Annotated in this window: 19 protein-coding genes; 5 read left to right on the forward strand and 14 right to left on the reverse strand. The window is 67.7% G+C overall.

What is annotated here, in order from left to right; all coding sequences use genetic code 11:
* The first annotated feature begins 111 nt into the window (after positions 1 to 111).
* The gene (locus CXQ92_RS06360; protein WP_104166214.1) at positions 112 to 1,251 is read left to right on the forward strand and encodes a glutamate--cysteine ligase; all 1,140 of its coding nucleotides are present in this window, start codon (positions 112 to 114) and stop codon (positions 1,249 to 1,251) included.
* 290 nt (positions 1,252 to 1,541) lie between these two features.
* On the opposite strand, the gene CXQ92_RS06365 is transcribed toward CXQ92_RS06360, so the two are convergent.
* Both CXQ92_RS06365 and CXQ92_RS06370 read right to left on the reverse strand, forming a co-directional pair.
* Entirely contained in the window at positions 1,542 to 1,724 is a 183-nt protein-coding gene (locus tag CXQ92_RS06365) for a hypothetical protein (protein ID WP_104166216.1), read from the reverse strand.
* Positions 1,725 to 1,890: 166 nt separating this feature from the next.
* Complete coding sequence (locus CXQ92_RS06370; RefSeq protein ID WP_104166218.1) at positions 1,891 to 2,331, reverse strand: hypothetical protein; 441 nt, start codon at positions 2,329 to 2,331, stop codon at positions 1,891 to 1,893.
* Positions 2,332 to 2,468: 137 nt separating this feature from the next.
* Here CXQ92_RS06370 and CXQ92_RS06375 point away from each other — a divergent pair, with 137 nt between their 5' ends.
* On the forward strand, positions 2,469 to 3,335 hold the full coding sequence (locus tag CXQ92_RS06375) for an AraC family transcriptional regulator (RefSeq protein ID WP_104166800.1): 867 nt from the start codon (positions 2,469 to 2,471) through the stop codon (positions 3,333 to 3,335).
* A 420-nt stretch (positions 3,336 to 3,755) separates the two neighbouring features.
* On the opposite strand, the gene CXQ92_RS06380 is transcribed toward CXQ92_RS06375, so the two are convergent.
* The 5 genes from CXQ92_RS06380 to arr form a co-directional block, all read right to left on the reverse strand.
* Positions 3,756 to 4,331 carry a dihydrofolate reductase family protein gene (locus tag CXQ92_RS06380; protein WP_104166220.1) on the reverse strand — a complete coding sequence of 192 codons (576 nt, stop codon included), beginning with the start codon at positions 4,329 to 4,331 and terminating at the stop codon, positions 3,756 to 3,758.
* 99 nt (positions 4,332 to 4,430) lie between these two features.
* Positions 4,431 to 5,450: a glycosyltransferase gene (locus CXQ92_RS06385; RefSeq protein WP_104166222.1), complete on the reverse strand. Its 1,020-nt coding sequence runs from the start codon at positions 5,448 to 5,450 to the stop codon at positions 4,431 to 4,433.
* Entirely contained in the window at positions 5,447 to 5,620 is a 174-nt protein-coding gene (locus CXQ92_RS06390; protein ID WP_104166225.1) for a glycosyltransferase, read from the reverse strand. Before CXQ92_RS06390 ends, CXQ92_RS06385 begins: the two co-directional genes overlap by 4 nt.
* Positions 5,621 to 5,786: 166 nt before the next feature.
* The gene (locus tag CXQ92_RS06395; protein ID WP_104166227.1) at positions 5,787 to 6,107 is read right to left on the reverse strand and encodes a hypothetical protein; all 321 of its coding nucleotides are present in this window, start codon (positions 6,105 to 6,107) and stop codon (positions 5,787 to 5,789) included.
* 128 nt (positions 6,108 to 6,235) lie between these two features.
* Positions 6,236 to 6,646: an NAD(+)--rifampin ADP-ribosyltransferase gene (gene arr, locus CXQ92_RS06400; protein ID WP_104166229.1), complete on the reverse strand. Its 411-nt coding sequence runs from the start codon at positions 6,644 to 6,646 to the stop codon at positions 6,236 to 6,238.
* Positions 6,647 to 6,785: 139 nt separating this feature from the next.
* Between arr and CXQ92_RS06405 the strand changes: the two genes are divergently transcribed.
* Together CXQ92_RS06405 and CXQ92_RS06410 are read left to right on the forward strand one after the other, a co-directional pair.
* The gene (locus tag CXQ92_RS06405; protein WP_306738452.1) at positions 6,786 to 7,268 is read left to right on the forward strand and encodes a DUF2975 domain-containing protein; all 483 of its coding nucleotides are present in this window, start codon (positions 6,786 to 6,788) and stop codon (positions 7,266 to 7,268) included.
* Entirely contained in the window at positions 7,268 to 7,549 is a 282-nt protein-coding gene (locus CXQ92_RS06410) for a helix-turn-helix transcriptional regulator (protein WP_219815687.1), read from the forward strand. The genes CXQ92_RS06405 and CXQ92_RS06410 overlap by 1 nt, the downstream gene beginning before the upstream one ends.
* Before the next feature lie 184 nt (positions 7,550 to 7,733).
* Here CXQ92_RS06410 and CXQ92_RS06420 read toward each other — a convergent pair whose 3' ends face one another.
* Genes CXQ92_RS06420 through CXQ92_RS06440 form a run of 5 tightly spaced genes read right to left on the reverse strand, consistent with a single transcriptional unit; the run spans position 7,734 to position 13,660 of the window.
* The gene (locus CXQ92_RS06420) at positions 7,734 to 9,755 is read right to left on the reverse strand and encodes a beta-galactosidase (protein WP_258069761.1); all 2,022 of its coding nucleotides are present in this window, start codon (positions 9,753 to 9,755) and stop codon (positions 7,734 to 7,736) included.
* A gap of 34 nt (positions 9,756 to 9,789) precedes the next feature.
* On the reverse strand, positions 9,790 to 10,431 hold the full coding sequence (locus CXQ92_RS06425; RefSeq protein WP_104166235.1) for a hypothetical protein: 642 nt from the start codon (positions 10,429 to 10,431) through the stop codon (positions 9,790 to 9,792).
* On the reverse strand, positions 10,428 to 11,348 hold the full coding sequence (locus CXQ92_RS06430) for a carbohydrate ABC transporter permease (protein ID WP_258069762.1): 921 nt from the start codon (positions 11,346 to 11,348) through the stop codon (positions 10,428 to 10,430). The genes CXQ92_RS06425 and CXQ92_RS06430 overlap by 4 nt, the downstream gene beginning before the upstream one ends.
* The gene (locus CXQ92_RS06435) at positions 11,345 to 12,328 is read right to left on the reverse strand and encodes a carbohydrate ABC transporter permease (protein ID WP_104166237.1); all 984 of its coding nucleotides are present in this window, start codon (positions 12,326 to 12,328) and stop codon (positions 11,345 to 11,347) included. Before CXQ92_RS06435 ends, CXQ92_RS06430 begins: the two co-directional genes overlap by 4 nt.
* A 39-nt stretch (positions 12,329 to 12,367) precedes the next feature.
* Positions 12,368 to 13,660: an extracellular solute-binding protein gene (locus CXQ92_RS06440; RefSeq protein WP_104166239.1), complete on the reverse strand. Its 1,293-nt coding sequence runs from the start codon at positions 13,658 to 13,660 to the stop codon at positions 12,368 to 12,370.
* Between the two features lie 162 nt (positions 13,661 to 13,822).
* On the opposite strand from CXQ92_RS06440, the gene CXQ92_RS06445 reads away from it, so the two are divergent.
* The gene (locus CXQ92_RS06445) at positions 13,823 to 14,830 is read left to right on the forward strand and encodes an acetylxylan esterase (RefSeq protein WP_104166241.1); all 1,008 of its coding nucleotides are present in this window, start codon (positions 13,823 to 13,825) and stop codon (positions 14,828 to 14,830) included.
* An 82-nt stretch (positions 14,831 to 14,912) separates the two neighbouring features.
* Here CXQ92_RS06445 and CXQ92_RS06450 read toward each other — a convergent pair whose 3' ends face one another.
* On the reverse strand, positions 14,913 to 16,073 hold the full coding sequence (locus CXQ92_RS06450) for a mannitol-1-phosphate 5-dehydrogenase (protein WP_104166243.1): 1,161 nt from the start codon (positions 16,071 to 16,073) through the stop codon (positions 14,913 to 14,915).
* The gene (locus tag CXQ92_RS06455) at positions 16,070 to 18,052 is read right to left on the reverse strand and encodes a PTS mannitol transporter subunit IICBA (protein ID WP_104166245.1); all 1,983 of its coding nucleotides are present in this window, start codon (positions 18,050 to 18,052) and stop codon (positions 16,070 to 16,072) included. The genes CXQ92_RS06450 and CXQ92_RS06455 overlap by 4 nt, the downstream gene beginning before the upstream one ends.
* Position 18,053 lies beyond the last annotated feature (1 nt).

The following is an 18,053-nucleotide window of genomic DNA, read 5'->3' on the forward strand; positions in this document are numbered from 1 at the left end:
GCCGTTCCGCCCGCGTACCAGGCACTAATATTGGGACGAGTCTCCCCCGCGACGGCGCGTTACCGAGGCACCCTGTCAACGTCCCTTTCAGCACCGCCCAGGAGCAAGCCCTTGAACATCGACTTCGCGCAGTCAGCCCAGTCCACACTCGGCGTCGAATGGGAGCTGGCGCTCGTGGACCGCTACAACGGGGAACTCGTCTCGGTGGCCGGTGAGGTGCTGCGGGGGGTCAGCGCGAACCACCCCGAACTGCAGGACGACGACGAACACCCGCACATCAAGCAGGAGCTGCTCCTCAACACGGTGGAGCTCGTGACGGGCATCTGCACCTCGGTCGGGGAGGCCAAGGCGGATCTGTCCCGCTCCCTCGCCGCTGTCCGTGAGGTCACCGATCCCATGGGCGTGGAACTCTTCTGCGCCGGCTCGCACCCTTTCAGCGCCCCGAAGGCCCAGCAGGTCACGGACAGGGAGCGGTACGCGAAGCTGATCGACCGCACGCAGTGGTGGGGCCGCCAGATGGTCATCTACGGGGTGCACGTGCATGTAGGGCTCGATTCCCGCGACAAGGCACTGCCGGTGGTGGACGGGCTGACGAACTACTTCCCGCACTTTCAGGCGCTGTCGGCGTCCTCGCCGTTCTGGGGCGGCGAGGACACCGGATACGCCTCCCAGCGGTCCCTCATGTTCCAGCAGCTGCCCACCGCGGGCCTGCCGTTCCACTTCGACGACTGGACCGCGTACGAGTCCTACGTCGAGGACATGTTCACCACCGGGGTGATCGACTCCGTCAGCGAGATCCGGTGGGACATCCGGCCGGTCGGGAACCTCGGGACGGTGGAGATGCGCGTGTGTGACGGCCTCTCGACCCTGCAGGACGTCGGCGCGGTCGCCGCCCTCACCCAGTGCCTCGTGCAGGAGTTCTCCGAGACGCTCGACGCCGGCGGCAGCATCCCCACCATGCCGCCGTGGCACATCCAGGAGAACAAGTGGCGGGCAGCGCGTTACGGCCTCGACGCGATCATCATCCTCGACGCGGCGGGCACGGAGCGGCTCGTCACCGAACATCTCGTCGACGTGCTGAACCGTCTCGAACCCATCGCCGCGAAGCTGGGATGCAGCAGCGAGCTCGCGGACGTCGAGGCCATCCTCCAGCGCGGTGCCGGGTACCAGCGCCAACGCAGGGTGGCGGCGGAGAACGACGGCGACCTCCGCGCCGTCGTCCTCGACATGGTGCAGCAGCTGCGCGGCTAGCGACGGACCGTCGGTGGCCGCGTGAGGAACGCCGATCTCGTCGGACTCCCCACAACAGCGCGGGTCGGGTCGGCCTACGAGTGCGGCGGACACGCCACGGCGTGGTCACCCGGTTCTCACCATCGGGATCAAGGACTGATGCAGAACCGTCGGACCATCCCTCCTTCTCGGACTTATGGCGGCTGATATTCGCGCTCAGATGAAAGTCCTCACGGCGCCTGCCGGCTGCCTGATCGGCGCGTGAACGGTCTGCACCAGACCCACGACATCACGGCGCAGCTCGAACCGGTTCAGGGCCTTACCTTCCCGCTGGATCCGTGGGTTCTCCTGTAGTTCAGGATGAGCAGGGCTGCCACGATGCTGCAGATCAGTCCCGTCGTCAAGTCGCCCCACTCCGACCGCTCAGGGAGGGACAAGAAGAAGTAGCCGAGACCGCCCACGGCATTGACGAGAAGAAGAGCGATGGCGGCCATCCACGTATTTTTCGGCACACCGATACCGTAGTCCGGCGGTGGAGGACAGCCCGTGAACCGAACCATCATCAGGCGTGGATCCGGCTCGTAGCCAGGATCGACTGCAAAGCATGCGGTGATCCACTTTTCAGCGGACGCTTGGATGTTGAACGTTGGATGCTGCGGGTCAGTTTCGAGGGGAACTGCGCTTGCCTTCGATCGTGCCAGGGACGACGTGCCGGGCCATGGGCAATCCGATGGTGCAAGCCAGCGAGGTGATGAGGAGAGCCGCCCAGCCCAGCACCATCAGGCCGGCGCCGCCGATGTCTCCGTAGGACGCTTCCACCGACCTGAATGAGAACAGGTAGATCCCGTTAGCCACCAGCACCGGGATGCCGGCGATTGCCAGAAGTATGGCCCCGAGTCTCTGGAGGTCCGGGCGGCGCCTCGCGGCTCGGCCGATCAGGACGAAGGTGAACGGAACGGCAGCACAGAGTACGGCGGAGCCGGAGTGGGCGATGGTGAACAGTGCAGGACTGTATGGTCCGGCGAAGACCCAGAGATAGCCCGACAGGAAGGACAGCATCAGTGCTGCCAGGCCGGGGAGGGCGCGAAGGAAGGTGGGCATGAGTCACAGTCCCACAATCCCGGCGCCATTCCGCTCAGCTCGGCGCCCAATAGCGATATGGAACCGACGCGATCGGACCGCGATAGTAGGGTGCCGATCGAGGATGCCGGACAGGCTGGATGGTGAAGGGGGCAACCGTGATTGCAGAGTTGAACCGACTCGTCGAGTTCGTCGAGGGTCATCTGACGGACGATATCGATGTGGCCCGGTTGGCGACCGGTCTTGGCACGACGGAATATCACCTCCGGCGGATGTTCTCATCGCTGGCCGGCATGCCGTTGTCCGAGTACATCCGGCGGCGCCGCATGACGCTCGCCGCCGCAGACGTTCTCACGCACGGCGACCTGCTCGGTATCGCGGTGAGGTATGGCTACAGCTCCCCCGACGCCTTCGCTCGTGCGTTCCGATCAGTGCACGGCGTCGGCCCCGGGGACGTACGACGACACGGCGGCCCCCTTCGGACCCAACCACACCTCAGGTTCCGCCTGACCGTAGAAGGAAACATCCCCATGGACACTCGTATCACCAACCGACCGGCCTTCCGCCTCGTCGGCCACGCCGCCCGTGTACCGCTCATCCACCACGGCGCCAACCCGCACATCCAAGCGCACATCGCGTCACTGCCGGCAGCGGAGCACCCACGGCTCAAGCACCTGAGCAGCACCGAGCCGGCGGGCCTGCTCCAGGTCAGCGCCGACGTCGACCCGGACTACACCGAGGGCAGCGAGCTGACCTACCTCCATGGCGTGGCCGTCGCGGATTCGGCGGTCGTTCCCGAGGACCTCGATACGATCGAGGTTCCCGCCGGCACCTGGGCGGTGTTCCACACCAAGGGAGACCACCCATCAGCTCTGCAGTCGGTGTGGGCGGCCACGGCCACGGAGTGGTTCCCGTCCAACCCGTGGCGGCTACGCCCCGGCCCCTCGATCGTGGCTGTCCTCGACCGCGGCGCTGATTTCAGCACCGCCACCTGCGAATTGTGGCTCCCCGTAGAACGCGCCTGACCGTGCGGCCCCCGGCAAGACCACCAGCCTGCGGGCGTCCGGTGCGCCTCTCCCGAGGCCCTGATGCCTGCATCGGGATCCCCCGGCAGGACCTCTGTCAGTGCTGTCAGGGCAGAGACATACGTGGGCTATGGGACCGTGGAGCATGATGGCTCGTCTGCGCTTCCTTCCCGGAACGACTGCACTGGTCCTGTCACCTCTCTGCGGATTCCTATGGACGCAGGAAGACCGCCTCTTGTCCTTCACCGCGGCGCACATAGGCTCCACCCTGTTGTGCCTGGATGCGCCGATGGCCTTCGTGCTGGTCGGTCTCATCGGACTGAGGCGAGCAACGGTCCCGGCCCTCGGATGAGATATCCATGGAGCAGTGGCCAGGTAGCCGCCCGGGAGGTGTGGGCGTTTCGTGTCGGTCAGAGCCGCTCAATGCATGACGTCGTAAACGGCTTTGAGGACGCCGTTGGAGTACGCGGTGGAATCCCTGAGGTGGAGCTTCTGCTGATCCCGGTCCGCCGCACTGAATACACGCTTGCCCGCGCCGAGGAGCACCGGGAAGACAAGAAGATTGTAGCGATCGATGAGGTCCGCATCGGCAAGACCCCGCGCCAGTTCCGCACTGCCATGGATGAAGATGGCACCTCCGTCGCTTTGCTTCACCGCGGCAACGTCGTCGAGGGTGCGCAGAATCTCGGTCGGCCCCCAATCACCGACGATCGCGTCCTGGCCGAGAGTGCCCGACACGACGTACTTGGGAAGATCCTTGTAGCCGGCATGGTCCTCTGATCCCGGCCAGATCGGCGCGAACGCCTCGTAGCTGCGACGCCCGAACATCAGCGCCGTCGTCTCGCTGAGCTCGTCACCCTTGAGTGCGAACGCTTCCGGGACGAATTCCGTGCTGAGGACCCAGCCACCGCTGCGGTGACCTTCGACCCTCCCTCCGGGGGAATCGACGACGCCGTCGAGCGTCATGAATCCCGTCCATACGAGTTCCCGCGTCATGAAACCTCCCAGTAGCTATGCACCCACCTATTGATACCAGTTGAGACGGAGCAGGAGGCATGAACTGAGCGGTGGGGCGTGTGCACGAGCCGGCACTGGTCAGCGGATCGATGCGAGGACGGTCAACGCCGTCAGGGTTCCGTCCTCGGCGGACATGGCTTCGGCGACGTCCGTGACGCGGGGACGGCACCACTCCGCCTCCTCGAGTGCGGCGTGGAGGGCGGGGACGGTCAGCGCATGTTGCGGGATCGGTGCCGGTGTCAGGCCCGCTTCACTCAGGCGGTATCCCCAGAAGGGTTGGTCGGCTATGAAGGGCACGATCACCGATGGTGTTGCGGCAGTCATCGCGGCGTGCACGGTACCGATGCCGCCGTGGTACACAGCCGCAGTCGCGTGCGGAAGCACAGCCGTATGCGGCACGGTCCGCACGACGAGCACGTCGTCGCCGAGGCGGTCCGGAGGCACGTCGATGCCGCCGAGACCGGTAGCGATGAGGCAGCGGCTGCCGCGAGCCCGCGCGGCATCGACGATCGTCCCTCCACGCGCTTCGGCGTTCCCCGCGGCCATCGAGCCGAACCCTGCATAGAGGAATGGGCCGTCGGCGATGAACTCGTCGACGGCGGGCGCGAGGGCCTCCCCTTGATGTGCGCGAGTCCACGGCCCGGTGAGATGCACCGATGCCGGCCAGTCACGGGGGCGCTGGAGTATGGCAGGGCTGATGGGCATGAGGGTGGCAGTGGGGGCAGAGGACTTGCGTGTCTGCCCGCCGACCATCCTGCGCACCTCGCCGAGTTCGGAGCGGAACATCGTCGACGCGACGCCCACCGCCTGATACGTCCATCGATTCAGCGGGCCCAACCCACGGGTGAGGGTGCCTGCGGCAGGAAAAGCCCTCGTCGGCGTGAGAGCCGGCACGATCTCGACCATGACGTGCGGCACTCCTAGAGCATCCGCTACCAGCGGAGCCGACAGGACCTTCGGGTGGTACACGATCAGATCAGGTTCGTACTCGAGCGACACCCGCGCGCTACCGACGATGACGCCTCGCATCACCGGACGCACCACGGAGCGGTAGTTACGGAACGCTGCCATGACCGAGACGCCCTGCTCCTCGATCATCCGCGTGTAGTCGACCCCATGCTCACCACATCGAGGTCACCCATCTCGACGCCCGAGTTGTCCGGGACGACCAGGCGCACCTCGTGCCCCGCCGCAAGCGCCCGCTCTGCCAGGGCCACGAAGGGCTCGACATCGCCCCGTGAGCCCGCCGTCGCCAGTAACAGTCTCATTACCGTCCTCCGCAGACGTCAGTGCATCGAGTAGCTTAGTGCCCTTGGGAGGGCCGTGGGGTGAATCCCCGCGATCGGAATCGCACGCCGCGCCATCGCAGCAGCCAGCCCTGTGTCCGCCCCTCGGGTGAGGCCTGCCGAGACAGCGACCAGGTCCGGAACGATGTCACCCGTCGTGCCAGGACTTCGCGCGGCGCCCACCAACGATCATCGAGACCAGCGCCATGGCCCCCGTCACGGTGAATACTGCCGGCCACGCGCCGATCTTCTTCGCCAGGGGGTGGGACGCGCCGAAGGCCGCAACGTACAGGCCCGTCAGGGCGGCAGCCCGGGCCGTGCCGGCGTCCTTGTTCCATACCGTGAAGGCGGCCACGCCGCAGGCCGCCAGAATGGCACCGCCTGCCAGCCTGCTGCCCGTATCCCGCGCGACCTTGTAGCCGAGCAGGAGACCGGTCTTGGCCAAGCCGGTCGACATGATGCGGGACATTCGATCTCTCCTTCGGCGGAACGGATGAGCGTTGACCCAAGCATAGGTTCGGACCTGCAGACCAGGCGGACCAGACAGACAGAGATTCGTCCCCGGATCATCACCTGCGGATTCTCCTCGGATGACTCCTAGTTGACGATGCTTCCCTGGGTGTCCGCGCGGAGTACTGCCAGGCGTTCTGTCCAGGCCTGTAGGGCCTCGGGCGTCTGCCGCGTCCAGTCGGTGACCTCGGCGACGATCCGCAGCGGGTCTCGACTGCGGTACGAGCGGGTGGGATTGCCCGGGAACTTCCTGTCGGTCACGTTCGGATCGTCCTCGAACGTCCCGGTCGGCTCGACGACGTAGACGCGGGGCTCATCAGCACCGGTCGCGAGCTCCGCCGCGAGGCCGGCACCGTCACGAAGGGCAGTGAAGTAGACATGGTTCATCACGATCTCGGGACGGTAATTGGAGGGGAAGCCCGGTCTGAGGAGATCCCCTGTGCGGAGATCGGCTTTCGTGCCATGGAAGAACGGTCCGTCGTCCTGCGCTCGGCTCACCGCGACAGTCTAGGCCACGACGGCGGGACATACAGGGCGTCGGCACCCTCAACCCGATCGGAGTTCTTGTTCTTTCTATCGATTAACGATAGTTTGCTACCAACATTCAAGTGGAGGGGAAGACATGGGAAAACTGACGGTGGCCGCGTTGCGCCTTGTTCTGGCGATGATGTTCGCAGGCTCGGTCTTCATCCAGATGGTGGTGCTGTCCTTGCTGACCCGGGACGTCAGTACGGCGGATCCCGACTTCGCGATGATCCGCACACCGATGGTGATCCTGACCGTCCTGGCGATCCTGGCGGGCCAGGTCGCGGTGGTCTGCGTGTGGGGGCTGCTGACGATGGCCCGGCGGGGAACCGTGTTCTCGACCGGCGCCTTCCGTCTGGTGCATCTCGTGATCGGTGCCTTCGCGGCCGCGTCCCTGTTGACCTTCGGGCTCGGCGTCGCGCTCGCCCCCGGGGAGGCGGTGGCGCCCGGAGTCGTTCTGTTGATCGGCGGGGTCGCGGTCATGCTGGCATCCGTTGCGCTGATCGTCCTGGTGCTGAAGGCCCTGCTGGAGCAGGCGGTGGCACGCGATGTCGAAGCGCGCACCCTGCGCACCGAGCTCGACGAGGTGATCTGATGCCGATCGTGGTCCGGATAGACCTGGAGCTCGCCCGACGGAAGATGAGCGTCGGAGAGTTCGCCGACCGCATCGGTCTGACACCGGCGAACGTCGCCGTCCTGAAGAACGGGCGAGCCAAAGCGGTCCGTTTCAGCACACTGGAAGCAATGTGCAGGGTTCTCGACTGCCAGCCGGGGGACCTCCTGGAATGGGTCGACGAGGTGGACGAGCCGGACCTCGCGCAGTCCTCGCACGCGAGCCACAGCACGGACGACCGTTCACGACTCGATACCCCCTGAGAGGCCGGAGATGAAGAGACTGGTACCGATCCTGCTGATCACGGTCGGCGTGGCACTCATGGTCTTCCAGATCCGTACGGAAAGTGAACCCGGAGCCATTCCCCTGGCACTCGTCGGGCTGGGCCTGGGCACTCACTTCATCGCGCGCGCCCGGCATCGGCGGGCTCGCGCTCGGCCCCGTGAATCACCGTGACCCTGGTACCGCTGGAGGACAGGGTTCCGTGGCCTCCAGGCTGGAGATGAGCACCAGGGCGTAGCCGAACGGCCGCAGGACCACTCCCCGGACCTCGCCGCCGCCCAGCGCGTCCTCCCCCTGCACGTCGATGTGGACGGGCTCGCGGCCGTGGTTGATGAGCGTGAGCAACGGCCCGCGGCGGATCGCCTCCACCAACGGCGGCAGGCCCGGATACACAGGCTCCACCCCGGCCGCCGTGAACAGGTGGTCGAGGACCTGCCGCGCACCGTCGTCGTCGGGCACGGTGGCCAGGTAGTACGCCGATCCCGCACCGTGCGACCGCACCGTCAGCGCCGGCCGCCCATCCTGGCGGCCACCCTCGAACCGCGCCAGGACACGGGCGTCGACGGCATGGGCCTCCTCGGCGAGGATCGACCCGACGAACGCCACCCCTGGGCCGGCGACCGGCGCCCGCTGCTCACCCGGACCCGCCGATCCGGTGTCCGCCAGGGCCCCGAAGTCCTCGATGACCACACCCAGCAGGTCCCTGAGCTGCGTGCCGAAGCCGCCCGCGCGGAAACGGTCGTACTCGTCGACCACATCACTGAACGCCGTGACGAGCAGGTGCCCGCCCTGCTCGACGAAGTCGACCAGGTTCGCGGCGGCCGGTTCGGTGAGGAGGTACAGGTGCGGGGCGACGACCGCCGTGTAGTGCGCCAGGTCGGCCGTCGGCGGGAGGATGTCCACCTGCACGTGCAGGCGGTGCACGGCGTCGTACCAGCCCCGCACCAGGGACAGGTAGTCGAGCGAGGTGGGGTGGTCAGGGTTCTCGATGGCCCACCAGTTCTCCCAGTCGAACAGGAGCGCGACCCGCGCGGCGCCGTCGTCGGCCGGCAGGTCTGGCAGCCGGCCGAGGTCGCCACCGAGGGACATCACCTCGCGCCACGTGCGTGTCTCCGTGCCGGCGTGCGGGAGCATGGCGGAGTGGAACTTCTCCGCTCCTGCCCGGGATTGCCGCCACTGGAAGAACAGGATGCCGTCGGCACCGCGGGCCACGGCCTGCATGCTCTGCGCGGCGAGCTGGCCCGGCGCCTTCGGGGCGTTGGTGGGCCGCCAGTTCACGGCATTGGTGGCCTGCTCCATGAGGAGCCACGGGGTCCCGGGTTTGAGGGAGCGCATCAGGTCACCATGGAACGCACCCTCGCGGAAACCCTCCGGATCGTTGGGATCCGGGTAGAGGTCGTCGCTGAGCACGTCGAGTTCCGCGGCCCATCGCGCGTAGTCGGCGGGTTTGAAGGCGCCCATGAAGTTGGTGGTGATGGGCTGGACGGCTCCCGCCGCCCGGATGATGTCCCGCTCCATCCGGTAGCACTCGAGGAACATGTCCGAGGTGAACCGCCGGTAGTCGAGCAGCTGCCCGGGGTTGTGGCTGTAGGGGGCGTGCCGGGGCGGGAAGATCTCGGCGAAGGACCCGTAGCGCTGCGACCAGAACATCGTGCCCCACGCGGCGTTCACGGCGTCGACCGACCCGTAGCGGTTCGTCAGCCAGGTCCGGAAGGCGTCCCGGGCGGCGTCGGAGTAGTCCACGTCGAGGTGGCACCCGTACTCGTTGTTCACATGCCAGAGGACGACGGCGGGGTGCCCGGCATAGCGCTCGGCGATCCTCCGCACGAGTGCAGCGGCCAGTGACCGGTAGGCGGGCGACGACGGCGCGTAGTGCTGCCGGCTGCCGTGCCAGTAGGGGCTGCCGTGTTCATCGGCGGCCAGCATCTCCGGGTAGGCGACCGTCGCCCACGGCGGGGGCGACGCCGTCGCCGTCGCGAGGTCCACGGCGATCCCGCCCTCGTGCAGGAGGCCGATCACCCGGTCCAGCCAGTCGAAGTCGAACTCGTGCTCGGACGGCTGGATACGTGCCCAGGCGAAGATCCCGAGGCTCACCATCGTCACGCCCGCCTCACGCATGCGGGCCACGTCCTCGGGCCACACCTCGTCGGGCCACTGTTCCGGGTTGTAGTCGGCGCCGTAGTGCAAGGGGGTCTCCCGGGTAGGTCGCAGGGTCGGAGGATCAGGAGTGGGGACGGCGCTCGCGCACCGAGGTCGCGAGGGCGGCGAACACCAGGCAGCCGACCCCCGGGATGATCAACGGCGGCAGCTGCCAGGCCACCATCGCGGTCAGCACGACGGCGGCGACGAGCCAGAGGACGCCCGCGGGGTCCTCTCGTGCCTCCCGGAACCACAGGTGTCCTGCCGCCCGCCACGACCGGTCGGCCTGCCAGCGAGCCGTCACGCCGGCCAGTCCCGCCAGCAGTCCCAGGAGCAGCAGGATCCCGGCGGCGAGGACGATCTGCCAGCCCGGCAGGGACCGCGAGCCGGCAACCACGATGTCCAGCAGGAGGAGTGAGGCAGCGGCGATCACCCCGACGCCGACGAGCCAGCCCCTCCCGAGGGCCGCCGTGAAGTCCGCGGCGAACTGCCGGACCGTCGAGTCCTCGGCCCGCAGGAAGCGATGCAGGTGGGCGGAGCCGGCGGCGAAGGACGCCGGGATGGTGATGATCCCGAGGCCCGCCACGCAGCACAGCACGCCGACCCAGAGGACCTCTCCGAACAGCGCGAACTTCGCCGTCCCGCCGGGCCAGCGCAGCGTGCTGCCGTCGCGGGCGGCGGTCTGCCCCGGGCGATCGGCTGCGTCGCGCCGGCGCGGGCTCATCCCTTCAGGCCCTGCGTCGCGACGCCGTCGACGAGGAAGCGCTGGAAGATGATGAAGAACAGCATCACGGGCAGCAGCGCGAGGACGGAGATCGCGATGGTCGCGCCGTAGTCCGAGGTGCTCGTCTGGTCGTTGAAGATGCGCAGCGCCAGCGGCAACGGGTACTTGTCCGGCGAGTTCAGGTACAGCAGCGGTCCGAGGAAGTCGTTCCAGCTCCAGATGAACGCGAAGATCGACGACGTGATGAGGGCGGGCTTGATCAGGGGCAGCGTGATCGAGAAGAAGATCCGCCCGTGCCCGCAGCCGTCGATGCGCGCCGCCTCGTCGAGTTCCCGCGGCAGGTTGCGGATGAACTGCACCATGAGGAAGACGAAGAACGCCTCCGTGGCCAGGAACTTGCCGGCGAGGAGCGGCCAGAAGGTGTCGATCAGCCCGAGGTTCCTGAAGATCACGTACTGCGGGATGATCAGCACGTGGAACGGCAGGAGCAGGGTGCCGATCATCGCCGCGAAGAGGATCTTGCTGCCACGGAAGGAGATCCTCGAGAAGGCGTACGCGGCCATCGACGAGGAGATGACGGTGCCGATCACCGCGCCGACGCCCAGCAGGGTCGAGTTGAGGAAGAACTTCCAGGTGGGAATGCCGGCGATACCCTGCATCACCTTGACGAAGTTGTCGAAGGTGGGGTTCTCGGGGAGGAAGCCCTGGTTGCTGCCGAACTCGGAGTTCGGTTTCAGGGATGCGGAGAACATCCACAGGAGCGGGTACAGCACGATCGCCGTGAGGGCGACGATCCCCACGATCCAGAGCGCCGTGGGGAGATGCCGGCGCATCGGCCGGCGGCGCGGCCGGGGCTGCGGGCCGCCGTCCGGGTCACGCGGGACGGGGACGGCGGGGTTCGATTCGATGGCGGTCACTTGGAGTCTCCTGCGTAGTGGACCCAGCTCCTGGAGGTGCGGAAGAGGATGAGGGCGAGGACACCCACGGCGAGCAGCAACACCCAGGCCATCGCCGAGGCGTAGCCCATCTGGTTGTTGGCGAACGCCCTCGTGTAGAGGTACACGGTGTAGAAGTTCGTGGCGCCGCCGGGGCCGCCCGTTCCCGATCCGATGATGTACGCCGAGGCGAAGACCTGGAAGGCGTTGATCATCTCGAGCAGCAGATTGAAGAAGATGACGGGCGAGAGCATCGGCACCGTGACGCTGAGGAACTTGCGCAGGGGGCTCGCGCCGTCCACGGAGGCGGCCTCGTAGAGTTCGGCCGGGACGCCCTTCAGCCCGGCGAGGAAGATGACCATGGGGGCGCCGAACTGCCAGACGGCGAGCAGGATCATCATCGGCATGATCAGCGAGGGGTTCCCGATCCAGCCGCCGAGATTGATGCCGAACAGGTTCAGGGCGCCGTCTACCGGGCCGTCGGTGGAGAACATGGCCCGCCAGACGATCGCGATGCTGACGCTCGCGCCGATCAGGCTCGGAGCGTAGAAGGCGGAGCGGAAGAAGCCGGTGCCCTTCGCCCGGTAGTTCAGGAGCATGGCCACGGCGAGCGCTGCCGCGAGCTTGATGGGCGTCCCCACCAGCACGTAGATGAGGGTGATCCGGACCGAGGCCCAGAACTTCTCGTCGTCGGCCATGCGGCCGAGGTTCTCGAGTCCGGTCCACTCGGGGGCGGTGAAGAGGTTGTAGTCCGTGAAAGCGAGGTAGAGCGATGCCAGCATGGGGCCGAGCGTGAGTCCCACGAACCCCAGGAGCCAGGGTGAGAGGAAGACGTACCCGGCCAGGGAGTCACGGTTTCGGCGACGGGGCCGGGGCGTGCCCGTCCGGCGGCTGTCCGCCGGACGGGCACCGGATTCGGCGGTGCGGGCTGAAGCTGGCGCGTGCGCCGAGTCCGTGCTCACGATCTGACTCCTTTGTCCTGCTGGATACCGGGTGTCGTGCTAGTTACCGAGCGTGACGGAGGCTTCGTCGAAGAACTGCTTCGCGGCGTCGTCGGGCGTCACAGTGCCGAGGCCGATCGACTTGCCGAGGTCCCAGAAGGTCTGCTCGAGGGGTCCGAATCCGGCGACGGGCGCTGCCGGGGCGTCGCCCATGCGGTTCTCGATGGAGTCGAGGTAGTCCTTGACCGCCTTGTCCGGCCCTTCGAGGTTTGCGCCCTCGAGCTGCGTCTCGGAGGCGGGGATACCGAGCGTCGCGCCGAAGATCTCGCCGACCTCGGGGCTGTTGATGAGGAAGTCGACGAACGCGGCGGCGGCCTCGGGGTGCTCGGTCGAGGCGGATGCCGCCTGCATCAGGCCCACCTTCCGGTAGAGATCCTTCTCGTCGGGGTTGCTGGTGGGCGGGGCGACGATCGTGATCTCCTCCGCCCCGGAGTCACCGAGGTACCCGCCGAGGAAGTTGCTCCAGCTCATCTCGCTGGTGGTCAGGTTGCCGCCGAAGCCGGAGACCGGGTTGATCTCCTCGAGCTTGCTCTGCGGCACGGTGACGTCCTCACGGTTCTCCTGACCCTCCGTCCAGTGCTCGGCGAGCTCCTCCTGGGTGAAGCCGAGTTCGCCCTCGTCGGTGAAGAGCTGCCGGCCCTCCTGGCGCAGTTTGAGCTCCAGGTCCTGGATGCGCTGGGTGGTGTCGGTTCCGCCGTACACCGTGCCGCCGCCCGCCTCCGTCACGGATGCCATGTAGGCGTCGTACTCGCCCCAGCTCGTGCCGCCCTCGTAGGGCTCGATGCCGGCCTCGGCCAGCAGGGCCGGGTTCTGGAACACGGACCAGGCGCTGTAGCCGGTGGGGATGGCGAACGTGCCGTCGTCGAGCGTGCCGGTGGACAGCAGGCCCTCGTCGATGGCGTCGGTGGTGATGCCGTTCCCGAAGTAGTCCTCGAGGTTCAGCAGGAGTCCGTTGTCGCCGTACTGGCGGAGGTAGGTGTAGTCGAACTGCATGACGTCGGGGAGTCCACCACCCGCCGCTTCGGTCTGCCGCTTCTCCCAGTAGGAGGGGTAGTCGGTGAACGTGTCGTTGATCGTGATGTTCGGGAACTCCTCCTCGAACGCCGCGATCGCCGCGTCGTACCGGGCTGCACGATCGTCGTTGCCCCAGAACGTGTAGTTGAGCGTGATCTGCTCGTCGGCGTCGAGGGCTGCGGGCTCGCCCCCACCACCGCCGCAGCCGGCCAGGACCAGTCCGGAGGCGGTGAGCGCTGCGACGCCTGTCAGTGTGCGTCGGGAGAGTGTGCGGAACATCGTTGTCCTCCTGGGAAACTTCATTGTCAGCCATCGTGGGACGCCCTTGGGAAAGCGTTATCCCACAGCGTAGATTGAATCGTATCAATGGTCAACAGTGCAGGGCGGGCAGGCGTGTCCGCGCTCTATCCTCGCTCATCCGCCCGTGAAAGGATGCACCCCATGCCCCATTTCGACCGCCCCCTGTCCGAGCTGCGGAGCTATCTGCCCGAACGCGACGAACCCGCCGACTACGACGCCTTCTGGGACCGGACGCTGTCGGAACAGCGCAGGCATGTGGCGCCTCCCCTGTTCGAGGAGGTCCGGGCGGGCTACTCCCAGCTGGTCACCGAGGACGTCACGTTCGCCGGTTACGGCGGGGAACCCATCAAGGCCTGGCTGCTGCGGCCACGGCACCTCGCCGGCCCGCTCCCGACGGTCGTCACCTATATCGGCTACGGCGGCGGGCGCGGGCTGCTCGGCGAGTGGACCGCGCTGCCGAGTGCCGGTTTCGCACACTTCGTCATGGACCTCCGGGGCCAGGGCTCCGGTCACCGCCCCGGGGACACGGCCGACGGCGCCTTCACGGGCCCCCATGCCGGCGGTTTCATGACACTCGGCATCGGCAGCCCGGAGACCTACTACTACCGGCGCCTGTTCGTCGACGCCGTCCACGCCGTGGAGGCCGCCCAGGCGCATCCCGCCGTCGACCCGGCCCGCGTGGTGGTCTCGGGCGGCAGCCAGGGGGGCGGGATCACCCTCGCTGTTGCCGCCCTCGCGCACCGGGTGAACGGCACCCCGCCCGTCGGGGCCATCGTCGACGTCCCGTTCCTCGCGCACATGCGGCATGCCACGGAGATCGTCGACACCGCGCCCTACGCCGAGATCGTGAGATACCTGGGCACGCGCCGGAACGACGTCGACGACGTCTTCCGGACCCTCAGCTACTTCGACGGCGTCAACTTCGCGGCACGCGGCACCGTCCCGGCGCTGTTCTCCGTCGGTCTGCTCGACGACGTGTGCCCGCCGTCGTGCGTCTTCGCGGCCCACAACCACTACGCGGGACCGAAGCGCATGAAGGTCTACCCCTACAACGGGCACGAGCAGGGCGGCGCCTTCCAGGACGTCGAGCATCTGGCGTTCGTGCGCGAACTGCTCGCCGTGGAGCATGACGCCCTCGTACACCCCTGAGCCGCCCACCCCCAGGTGCCGCCGGAGGGAACGACGAAGGGAGCAGCCGAGGCTGCTCCCTTCCGATCCTGCGGTCGTTGTCCTACTGTCCCGCGCGCGCCACCGCGGCGTGGTCGGCGATCAGCTCGCGCACCGCTCCGAACAGGGGATGCTCCGCCTCGAGCCCCGTGACCGACGTCGTCGCCGTGTCCGGGTCCTGGGTGGCCAGGATCTCGGCCAGCGCCGCGACCTCGGGATCATCCGGTGCCGAGAACGACAGCGCGGCCCGCATCGCCTCCAGCAGCGCCGCGGGATGCGTGCCGCGCTCGGCCAGCTCGGCGGCCGGCCCCACGAAGCGTTCCCTGCGGCCCAGCTTCCGCAGTGGCGCCCTGCCGACACGACCCACGGTGTCGGGCAGGTGCTGGTTCGTGAAGCGCCGCAGGATCTTCTGCACGTAGGCCTCCTGCTCCGCGGGGTCGAACCCGTGCTTCGCGACCAGCAGCTGCTTCGTCTCGTCCAGCACTGCCCTCACCCTGGCTGCGACGGCGTCGTCGTCCATGGCGTCCGCGATCTTCTCCACCCCGGCCGCGGACCCGAAGTATGCCGCCGCCGCGTGGCCCGTGTTGACGGTGAACAGCTTCCGCTCGATGTACGGCTCGAGGTCGTCGACGTACGTGGCGCCGGGAATCTCCGGCGGATGGCCCCCGAACGGGGTGCGGTCGATGACCCACTCGAAGAACGTCTCGACCGTGACGTCGAGGCCCTGCCCGGCGGCCTGGTTCGGGACGATGCGGTCCACGGCGGTGTTGGCGAAGACCGCCCGCGTCGCGAGGTCCGGCGCCGCGCCGTCGTAGGCCTGCTCGATCTCGCCGCGCAGGATGTCCGTGGCATTGATGGCGTTCTCGCACGCCATGACCTGCAGCGGTGCCTGGCTCTCGCTGCGGCGGGCGATCGCCCGGGCGATGACCGGGGCGAGGAAACGCAGGACGTTCGGCCCTACGGCCGTGGTGACGATGTCCGCCGTCGCGATCTCCGCGATGACGTCCTCCTCCTGGGAGCGCGAGTTCAGCGCACGGTAGTTGTCCACCGTCTTCACTGCCGGGTCCTCGCCGACCTCGTGGACGTCGTAGCCGGGGGTCGAGGCCAGCTGGTCGATCAGGGCGTCCGCGACGTCGGCGAAGACCACCTCGTACCCGGCCTCGTGGAGCAGGAGCCCCACGAAGCCGCGGCCGATGTTGCCGGCACCGAAATGCACTGCCTTCACGAGGCGTTCACCTTTCCGAAGAGGGCGATGACCTCGTCCACCGACGCGGCCTCGTCGAGCCTGGCGACCTGCGCCTTGTCGGAGAAGACGCGGGCGATCGCGGACAGGATGGACAGGTGCTCGTTGTTGACGCCTGCGACGCCGACCACGAACTTCACCTGCTTGCCGTTCCAGTCGATGCCTTCGGGGTAGCGCACGATCGACACGGCCGAGCGCTTGATCAGGTCCTTCGCCGCGTTGGTGCCGTGCGGGATGGCGAGGAAGTTCCCCATGTAGGTGGGGACGGACCGCTCGCGCTCGTGCATGGCCTCGACGTAGGTGGAATCGACGGCCCCGCGGGCGACCAGCAGCCGTCCGGCCTCGTCGATGGCGTCCTCCTGCGTGGTGGCGGTGCCGTTCAGCACGATGCTCTCCTCCGCCAGGACGTCGGCGTCGGTCATGGCGTCGTCGTCGGATACGACCGCGGCGGAGGCGACCGCGGCGGGAGCGGGGTCCTTCGGGTCGACGCCGCCGTCGGCCGCCGCACCGGCCCGGACGAGGTCGACGATCTCGTCGTAGCGCGGACTGTTCATGAAGTTGTCGACGGCGACGTGCGTCGCGCTCTGCGTCAGGGGCTCCGCGCGGTCGGCGAGATCCTGGTGCGTGATGACGACGTCGTAGTCGTCCTTCAGGCTGGAGATGGCGAGGTTGGTGACCTTCACGTCCGGGAACCCGGCAGCCCGGATCTTGTTGCGGAGCACCGAGGCGCCCATCGCCGAGGACCCCATGCCCGCGTCGCAGGCGAACACGATGCTGCGGATGGGGCCGTCGGGGGCCGAGTCCGACCGGAAGTTCCCGGCCACGGAGCTCTTCTTGCCCTTGAGCTCCTCCATCCGGGCAGCGGCGGCTGCGAGGTCCTCCTGCGGGCCCTTGCCGGTCTTCAGGATGACCGAAGCGACGAGGAAGGACACCGCCGTGGCCAGCACGACCGACAGGGTGACGCCGAAGTAGCTGTCCCGGGCCGTCTGCGCCAGGACCGCGATGATCGACCCGGGGGCCGCCGGGGCCACCAGACCGGCGCTCGTGATGCTCAGCGTCGCGATACCGGTCATGCCGCCGGCGATCGCGGCGAGGATCAGCAGCGGGCGCATCAGGACGTAGGGGAAGTAGATCTCGTGGATGCCGCCGAAGAACTGGATGATGGCGGCGCCAGGAGCGGAGGCCTTGGCGATGCCGCGACCGAAGAACGAGTACGCCAGCAGGATGCCGAGCCCCGGGCCGGGGTTCGCTTCGAGCAGGAACAGGATGGACTTCCCCTGTTCCAGCGACTGCTGGACACCGAGCGGGGTCAGCACGCCGTGGTTGATGGCGTTGTTGAGGAAGAGGACCTTCGCCGGTTCGATGAAGATGCTTGTCAGCGGCAGCAGGCCGTTGTCGACCAGCCACTGGACCACGTTGCCCGCCCCCGTGCTGAAGGCGATGACCAGCGGCGAGACCCCGTAGAAGCCTATGAGCGCCAGCACGGCGCCCCAGATGCCTGCCGAGAAGTTGTTGACGAGCATCTCGAAGCCGGGCTTGATCCGGCCTTCCCAGATCGCGTCGATCCTCTTCATGGTCCAGGCGCCGAGCGGGCCCATGATCATGGCACCGATGAACATGGGGATGCCGGCTCCCACGATCACGCCCATCGTCGCGATCGAGCCGACCACGCCGCCGCGGACGTCGTACACCATCCGGCCGCCGGTGTAGGCGATCAGAAGGGGCAGCAGGTAGGTGATCATCGGCCCGACGAGCCCGACGTTGGCGACGCCGTCGGTCTCGCCGAAGCCGCCGAGCCGGGGAACGGGAAGCCAGCCGGCCTCGATGAACAGTGCCGTGACGATGCCCCACGCGATGAAGGCACCAATGTTGGGCATGATCATCCCGGACAGGAACGTCCCGAACTTCTGTACGCGGACCCGGGCACTCGTGCCGGACCTCGCTTCTAGTTGTGTTGCCACA

The organism is Arthrobacter sp. SX1312 (assembly GCF_002929295.1).
Taxonomy (GTDB): Bacteria; Actinomycetota; Actinomycetes; order Actinomycetales; family Micrococcaceae; genus Arthrobacter_D.

Bases quoted from the DNA above. Each gene is read 5' to 3' on its own strand.
- CXQ92_RS06365 (WP_104166216.1), bottom strand. From the start codon at position 1,724: ATGGCCGCCATCGCTCTTCTTCTCGTCAATGCCGTGGGCGGTCTCGGC.
- CXQ92_RS06390 (WP_104166225.1), bottom strand. From the start codon at position 5,620: ATGAGACTGTTACTGGCGACGGCGGGCTCACGGGGCGATGTCGAGCCC.
- CXQ92_RS06445 (WP_104166241.1), top strand. From the start codon at position 13,823: ATGCCCCATTTCGACCGCCCCCTGTCCGAGCTGCGGAGCTATCTGCCC.
- CXQ92_RS06380 (WP_104166220.1), bottom strand. From the start codon at position 4,331: ATGACGCGGGAACTCGTATGGACGGGATTCATGACGCTCGACGGCGTC.
- CXQ92_RS06425 (WP_104166235.1), bottom strand. From the start codon at position 10,431: ATGAGCCCGCGCCGGCGCGACGCAGCCGATCGCCCGGGGCAGACCGCC.
- CXQ92_RS06385 (WP_104166222.1), bottom strand. From the start codon at position 5,450: ATGATCGAGGAGCAGGGCGTCTCGGTCATGGCAGCGTTCCGTAACTAC.
- CXQ92_RS06440 (WP_104166239.1), bottom strand. From the start codon at position 13,660: ATGTTCCGCACACTCTCCCGACGCACACTGACAGGCGTCGCAGCGCTC.
- CXQ92_RS06370 (WP_104166218.1), bottom strand. From the start codon at position 2,331: ATGCCCACCTTCCTTCGCGCCCTCCCCGGCCTGGCAGCACTGATGCTG.
- CXQ92_RS06395 (WP_104166227.1), bottom strand. From the start codon at position 6,107: ATGTCCCGCATCATGTCGACCGGCTTGGCCAAGACCGGTCTCCTGCTC.
- CXQ92_RS06410 (WP_219815687.1), top strand. From the start codon at position 7,268: ATGCCGATCGTGGTCCGGATAGACCTGGAGCTCGCCCGACGGAAGATG.